At 49.2% G+C, this 7,534-nt stretch carries 4 protein-coding genes and 1 pseudogene; 3 read left to right on the forward strand and 2 right to left on the reverse strand.

Going from position 1 to position 7,534, the window contains the following annotated elements; all coding sequences use genetic code 11:
• Positions 1-2: 2 nt before the first annotated feature.
• Entirely contained in the window at positions 3-503 is a 501-nt protein-coding gene (zntR, locus tag L5L98_RS21140; protein ID WP_131524203.1) for a Zn(2+)-responsive transcriptional regulator, read from the reverse strand.
• A gap of 352 nt (positions 504-855) precedes the next feature.
• On the opposite strand from zntR, the gene purH reads away from it, so the two are divergent.
• The 3 genes from purH (at position 856) to L5L98_RS21155 (ending at position 7,233) form a co-directional block, all read left to right on the forward strand.
• Positions 856-2,454 carry a bifunctional phosphoribosylaminoimidazolecarboxamide formyltransferase/IMP cyclohydrolase gene (gene purH / locus L5L98_RS21145; RefSeq protein WP_012090362.1) on the forward strand — a complete coding sequence of 533 codons (1,599 nt, stop codon included), beginning with the start codon at positions 856-858 and terminating at the stop codon, positions 2,452-2,454.
• Positions 2,455-2,524: 70 nt separating this feature from the next.
• On the forward strand, positions 2,525-3,823 hold the full coding sequence (gene purD, locus L5L98_RS21150) for a phosphoribosylamine--glycine ligase (protein ID WP_198572017.1): 1,299 nt from the start codon (positions 2,525-2,527) through the stop codon (positions 3,821-3,823).
• A 176-nt stretch (positions 3,824-3,999) separates the two neighbouring features.
• On the forward strand, positions 4,000-7,233 hold the full coding sequence (locus tag L5L98_RS21155; protein ID WP_263143361.1) for an ImpA family metalloprotease: 3,234 nt from the start codon (positions 4,000-4,002) through the stop codon (positions 7,231-7,233).
• Between the two features lie 69 nt (positions 7,234-7,302).
• Here the strand turns inward: L5L98_RS21155 and L5L98_RS21160 are convergent.
• Positions 7,303-7,534, reverse strand: a pseudogene (locus L5L98_RS21160) (IS4 family transposase); the annotation flags it as partial.

Genomic DNA, 7,534 nt, shown 5'->3' on the forward strand with positions numbered 1-7,534 from the left:
AATTAATTCCCTGACTCTTCATAAATGGCTTTGCCGTGATGATTCTGGTGCGCTTGGTACTGATTTACATTATGAGAGTGATGCTCAACGCGTACCCGCTCAGTGCTGGACTCCAACGCCTCTAAAATAGAGCAATGTTCGGCGCTACGTGGCCCACCACAGCAAGCATCAGACAAGCTTTGTAAACTCGCTTGAAAATGATTCAGCTCAGCAATTTTGGCCTGTACTTGAGCCAATTTACAATCAACCATGCCTTTTACATCGGCACAGACTCGGTTAGATTTATCGAGTTCAATTGACAGCAATTCACTGATTTCATTGAGGGTAAAACCCACAGCTTTCGCCCGTAAAATAAAGCGTAATCGCGCAGCATCGGCCTCGGTATATACTCGATAGCCAGACTCAGTACGGCTCGACGGCGCGAGTAGGCCGTGCTTCTCGTAGAATCTTAACGTGTCGGCTTTCACCTCACATAAATCCGCCAATTCACCAATACGATACATGTCTTCATCCTTTGCGAAATAGCCCACAACTCAGGGATCATTTCCAGCATACAACTCAATAATGCAAGTATAAACCTTGGAGCCTACTCCAAGGTCAAGAGGTAATTTTAACTTTACTGAAAGCCAACACGGCAATGCCGCTTTGTTCTGATATGAATATTGTGAAATCACGCAGAAAAAACACCCGTAAATCGAGTTTTACGCTAGAATACGCGCGCTGTGACGAAGGGATAAAAAGTTAGCTAATAAAGTAAAAATAGGACCAAGGGACTTTTGGAAAGCAGTACAGCGTTAAGGCTGTTCTGTTTTCCGAAAGATCCTTGAAACTAAAATAACTGGACCCTGTACCCAAATGACTGCTGCAAATAATGCCAGACCCATTCGTCGCGCGCTGTTAAGCGTTTCAGATAAAACCGGAATTCTCGAGTTCGCCAAAGCACTTCACGCCCAAGGTGTAGAATTGTTATCAACTGGCGGCACCGCTCGCTTGTTAGCGGATAACGGCGTGCCTGTTATCGAAGTATCTGATTACACAGGACACCCTGAGATCATGGACGGTCGCGTTAAGACGCTGCACCCTAAAGTGCACGGCGGCATTTTGGCGCGCCGCGGTCTTGATGAAAGCGTGATGGCCGATAACAATATCAATGCCATCGATCTAGTTGCGGTTAACCTTTATCCCTTCGCTGAAACTGTGGCTAAAGCTGGTTGTACCTTAGAAGACGCTATCGAAAATATCGATATTGGCGGCCCAACTATGGTGCGCGCGGCGGCAAAAAACCACAAAGACGTTACCATAGTCGTTAATGCGGCCGATTACTCACGCGTACTGGCAGAAATGACGGCTAACAATGGCAGCACGACCCATGCGACGCGTTTCGACTTAGCGATTGCAGCCTTTGAGCACACTGCGGGTTACGATGGCATGATCGCCAACTACTTCGGTACTATGGTTCCTGCACACAGCACGGACGAATGCTTTGCTGATTCTAAGTTCCCACGCACGTTCAACACCCAATTAGTGAAGAAACAAGACTTACGCTATGGCGAAAACAGCCATCAAGCAGCGGCTTTCTATGTTGACACTAAAATTGATGAAGCTTCTGTGGCTACCGCGATTCAGTTGCAAGGCAAAGCCTTGTCTTACAACAACATTGCCGATACCGATGCCGCCCTTGAGTGCGTAAAAGAATTCTTGGAACCCGCCTGTGTTATCGTTAAACACGCTAACCCCTGTGGTGTGGCATTAGGTAAAGACTTACTCGATGCCTATAACCGCGCTTATCAAACTGACCCAACCTCAGCCTTCGGTGGCATTATCGCCTTCAACGGCGAATTAGATGCGGCGACGGCGAGTGCGATCGTTGAGCGTCAATTCGTTGAAGTGATTATCGCCCCAAGCGTTAGCCAAGCGGCGCGCGATGTGGTTGCCAAGAAGACCAACGTGCGTTTATTGGAATGTGGTCAGTGGAACACTAAGACCCAAACCTTAGACTACAAACGTGTTAACGGCGGCTTGTTAGTGCAAGATCGTGACCAAGGCATGGTCGGTTTAGAAGACATCAAAGTGGTTTCTAAACGTCAACCTACTGCAAGCGAACTGAAAGACTTAATGTTCTGCTGGAAAGTGGCGAAATTCGTTAAATCTAACGCCATCGTTTATGCCAAAGACGGCATGACTATCGGTGTCGGCGCAGGCCAAATGAGCCGCGTTTACAGCGCTAAAATCGCCGGCATCAAGGCCGCAGATGAAGGCTTAGAAGTGGTGAACTCTGTGATGGCGTCCGATGCTTTCTTCCCCTTCCGTGACGGTATCGATGCCGCAGCGGCTGCGGGCATTAGCTGTATCATCCAACCGGGCGGCTCAATGCGCGATGCTGAAATCATCGCTGCTGCAGACGAGCACGGCATGGCCATGGTGATGACAGGCATGCGCCACTTCCGTCATTGATAACAACTTAAATCAAACTTGGCCCTAGCGATTAGGGCCTTTTCCTTTGCGATGTGTGGGAGTTTTAACCATGAAAGTGTTAATCATTGGTGGTGGCGGCCGCGAACATGCCCTAGCTTGGAAAGCCGCTCAATCGGCTCAAGTTGATACCGTTTATGTAGCACCCGGCAATGCGGGCACAGCCCTAGAACCTAATGTTGAAAATCTGGCGATCAGCGCCACCGACATCCCTGCTCTGCTCGATTTTGCGAAAACCAATAAGATTGAACTGACCATAGTCGGCCCAGAAGCACCACTCGTTATCGGTGTCGTCGATGCCTTCAACGCCGCAGGTTTAGCGATTTTTGGCCCAACTAAGGCCGCAGCCCAACTCGAAGGTTCAAAAGCCTTCACTAAAGACTTTTTAGCCCGCCACAATATTCCTACGGCGGGTTATAAAAACTGCACTGAAATCAGCGATGCCAAAGCTTTCGTGCGTGAATTAACGGCCACAACAGGTTATCCAGTGGTCATCAAAGCTGACGGTTTAGCCGCGGGCAAAGGCGTGATCATCGCCCAAAACCAAGCCGAAGCCGATGCCGCAATTGATGACATGCTCGCCGGTAACAAGTTTGGCGAGGCGGGTTCGCGCGTAGTGATTGAAGAGTTTCTCAAGGGCGAAGAAGCCAGCTTTATCGTGATGGTCGATGGTAAAAACATTCTGCCAATGGCCACCAGCCAAGATCATAAAGCCCGTGATAACGGCGATTACGGCCCAAACACGGGCGGCATGGGCGCTTACTCGCCAGCACCTGTGGTGACTCAAGCGGTACACGATTGGACTGTGGCGAACGTCATTCGCCCAACGGTTGATGGTATGGCGGCAGAAGGCAATATCTACACAGGCTTCCTGTATGCGGGTTTGATGATATCGCCCGATGGCAGCGCCAAAGTACTCGAGTACAACTGCCGCTTCGGCGATCCAGAAACTCAGCCGATTATGATGCGTTTAAAGTCTGACTTAGTGGAACTTTGTTTAGCCGCCACCCGTGGCGAGTTAGATAAAGTGACAGCTGAATACGACGAGCGCGCAGCCGTGGGCGTGGTATTGGCCGCTGGCGGTTACCCAGATGAGTATCGCAAATTTGATGTGATTGACGGTCTCAGCCTTGGCGATAACAATGGCAAAGTGTTCCATGCGGGCACTGAGATGAAAAACGGCCACGTCGTTACCAACGGCGGTCGCGTATTGTGTGCGACGGCACTGGGTAACACAGTCACCGAAGCGCAAAAAGCCGCCTATAAATTGGTTGATGAAATTCACTGGGATGATGTGTATTTCCGTACCGATATTGGTTATCGCGCAATCGCACGTGAACAGCAAGATTAATTAATATCTCTATTAAAAAACCGGCAAGAAGCCGGTTTTTTTGTGCCTGTTTTTTGACAAGCGTCAAATATAACATCATGATTTTCAATAAAATTATATAATTAATTCTATTGAAAACAGGAGCAACAAGATACAATGTCAACCAAATGTTAAATACACAAGGTTCAAGGACTCCCATGAGGATTAGACTACTTTATGCCTACATTGCCATACTGCTTAGCGGATGCGGTGGCGGCTCAGAAGATACTGGCACGACAACACCCACTCAGCCGCCAGTCCAACCTCCCGCGCTGGTGCAATACACCGCCAGCAGCCTATCGGTAATAGGTGGCGCACTGAGTCCAAGCAGCCAAAAAGTGGAGTCTGGCAAAAGCGCTATTTTTAGCATTACAGCCGATACCGGCTTTACACTTGAGGGCATTACTGGCTGTGGTGGCACACTCAATGTGCTGACTTACACCACTGCGGCCATGACGGCCGATTGCACTATCACGCCGACATTTATCAGTAATGCCGAAAATGCCATTAAGCACCAAGACCACAGGCTTGCCAATGCGAGTGAGTTAATTGATTTCAGCATCGCCGAACTCGCTAATATCGACATCAAACGTAAAGCCCAGATAAATCAGCTATATCAAGGTGTCGGTAGCAGCATCTCTTGGCATCCAACCCATGACTCAATTACCTTTTCGAGCTTTATGCCGGAGAACACTTTTACTGTCTTGCCATCAAATGTCGATGGCAGTGGGGAAAGCGCCGTTCGTGGGTTAGTGATGGCGGGCGAGCAACAGGGGCAAAGATATGCGGCCATGGGAGGAAATCTGTTTTCCGTCAACACTTCGGCGCAAACTGATACTTTATTGAAAAATCTTTTAGGCTGGCTGACCAAAGGTGCCGATAAAAAAGACGGCCTCAGCATAGTGACCGCCCAAATGCCGAGCAAGGCTGACAGTTGGTACTTTCCCCATAATGAAGGGATCCGCACTTGGCTTACAAACAACTACCCCGCAGCCCATAGCATTAATACAGCAAATACCTGTGACTACAGCGAGTTAAGCAACTGTATCAACACACTGAAACCGGATCTGATTATCATTAGTGACTTAGACCGTCAGTCACTCGGTTTTGCAGGCATAAAAGCCGCGATCGCCAAGGCCAAAGCGGCAGGAATTCCCTTGTTGCTCTCTAACTACTGGCGTAATGAAAGCCCAATACTGTCGCCACTTTACCTTGAGATGGGGCTTTCTACCTCTGGCAATTACTGGTCAAAACTCAATGCCAATAACCTCAGTGTGACCGATATTTTGGTCGAAGACACCGCCCTGGCCAAAGTGAATAATTTGCTCGGTAAGCTTAACGAAGGCCGCTTCGACACCTCAGTACTCAACGACTGCGGCGGTAATTACTTGAGCTGTAATGCTGCCGCCTTTGTTGACTCATTCAAGGCGGGTGCCGATTGGTATCGAGCCAATGCTGAAACCTTAGATAACCATGCTATCGATGTGTTTACCAAAGCAGACTTCCCCTTGATGAAGGCCGGACTGCTGCTCGCCGATAAGTATCGCAGCGAGATTGACTACCCCATAGCCTACAGCGAATACGCCCTGTGGCAGCAGGCCCTGTTTGCCGATTGGACCGTCAGCTATGCCCGTAGCCATAACTTAGCCCAGCCAGATTTAGGTGAATATGTTACCGACAGAGCTAACCTCAGCAAGGGCAGCAATGCGCACTACACTTATCCTGCGACTGTCACAGAACATAAAACCATTAGCGTGCCCTATGCAGGCCAATGGACGACCACAGGCTGGTATGCGCTGCCAGGACAAACCATTAAACTCACTCGTCTCGATAGCAGCGCTGCGAATGTGGAGATCAAACTCAACTACCACAGACGCAATACCAACCGTGCCTATGAGCAGAAAATCTACCGCGGCCCATTAGAGTTGGCGCAGCAACGCCTGCGCTTAGCTCAAGGACAAAGTCTCGAATTTTCTTCCCCCTACGGCGGGCCTATTTATCTGTATATCAGTGGTGATACTTCGAGTGCTGATGGCGGCGCGTTAAGTGTCGAAGTCAACGCTGAGCATGTGGCTAAACATCCGACCATTATGGATTTTTCAAACCCTGCAGAAATAGCAGCCTTTAACGATCGCATCCAAAATACCGAATTACCCCATGTGGACTTACGTACCGATGGTGCCGAGCAGCATCTGCGTCGCGACCGCTTTTTAAACGCCATCGGCGGGGATGTACCCGATGTAAACGCGCTACTCAAAAGTATTGTCGATGACCATATCAACAGCGTTTACACCCTTGCGGGGCTTAAGATCCAAGGCAAGAGCTTAAGTGAATCCTTACCTGCCGATGTACTAGCGGCCTGCAAAGGACTGTTTGGCGGCGACTGTATCGATAATAGTCTGCATACCCGCACTATCATTCAACACGCGAATTATGACCAAAATGCCCAGTGCGGTGGAGGTTGTAGCGGTAACCCTTGGGACGCAGCATGGAATATCGACCCAACGGGTTGGGGTGATAACCATGAGTTAGGCCACAATCTGCAAACTAACCGTCTCAATGTGCAATATGCTGCGGTAAGTGATCATGACAACTGGGCAGGTTATGGCAGCCGCGCAGGGGAAAACTCCAACAATATCTTCCCCTATGTGGTGAAGTGGAAAACCCATTATCTGCGCGACGGCAATACAGGCACAGTGACCGATGGTCACATGAACCACAAGGATCTCTTTTATGTGTTTATGTCCGATGCCGCAGGTACAACAGACACCAGTGGTAAACGCCTAGTGTTTGGCGCTAATTGTAAGGTGCTCGATGCTGGTGAAGACAGATACACTGCGCCTTGGGCCAGCAATGCTTATGCTGTGCATAACGGTTATCGCATGGCGTTTTACATCCAAATGGCGCTTAAGGCTCACGGCATGACGCTCAGTGACGGCACCACTCTGAACAATGGCTTTAATCTCTTTACCTTGCTGTATCAACACAGTCGTATTTTCGGTAAATATGCGAATAACGCCAGTGATTGGGAAGCGAATCGTAGCAAACTGGGCTTTGGCCAATTTTCGTTTGAAGGCAATAGTGTCTACGGTGGCAAAACGGTGAAAGATATTCCGGGCAACGACTTTATGCTGGTGTCTTTGAGTAAACTCACAGGCAAAGATTGGCGCAGCCATTTCGATATGTTAGGCCTACACTACTCAAGCCTTGCGGCCTCGCAAACTGCCGCCGATGCCACATCAGGGGCTATCCCCATGGGCATGTATGAGTTAGAAACCGACTTGCCACCCGCCAATATGAGCCAAGGTTTGACCTTTGTGCCCCTGTCACTCACTGATGGTAGGACCCTGTGGAAAGGCATGGGTTCGCCAACCCAGTGCACCAAACCATAAGTGTACTAAACCTTAATCTCGCTAAGATACTAACGCTGTTCATAAACCTCGCTCTGGCCTGTCTCTTGATCACATCTTTTGCTCAAGAGACAAGGCTAGCTGGTAACCTTCAAGGATGGTTTGCAGTTTAAACCATCCTTGCCATAACCTTTCCCAGCCTACAATTCCGCTTCGTTTGCTGTCATTCCAGCCCGCGAGTTTTCCTAATCTTAGATAAGCCCAATGCACACTGGGGACTTGTTCGGGCGGTTGGCTTTTTTCCGTCTTTAGCCATAACAACTTCCAGGCCAATGGGCTTAAC

The organism is Shewanella sp. SM23, from assembly GCF_025654295.1.
Lineage (GTDB): Bacteria > Pseudomonadota > Gammaproteobacteria > Enterobacterales > Shewanellaceae > Shewanella > Shewanella oncorhynchi.

What these genes read in the sequence shown, in the direction of transcription:
- L5L98_RS21155 (WP_263143361.1), top strand. Translation starts at nt 4,000, where the DNA reads ATGAGGATTAGACTACTTTATGCCTACATTGCCATACTGCTTAGCGGA.
- purH (WP_012090362.1), top strand. Translation starts at nt 856, where the DNA reads ATGACTGCTGCAAATAATGCCAGACCCATTCGTCGCGCGCTGTTAAGC.
- zntR (WP_131524203.1), bottom strand. Translation starts at nt 503, where the DNA reads ATGTATCGTATTGGTGAATTGGCGGATTTATGTGAGGTGAAAGCCGAC.
- purD (WP_198572017.1), top strand. Translation starts at nt 2,525, where the DNA reads ATGAAAGTGTTAATCATTGGTGGTGGCGGCCGCGAACATGCCCTAGCT.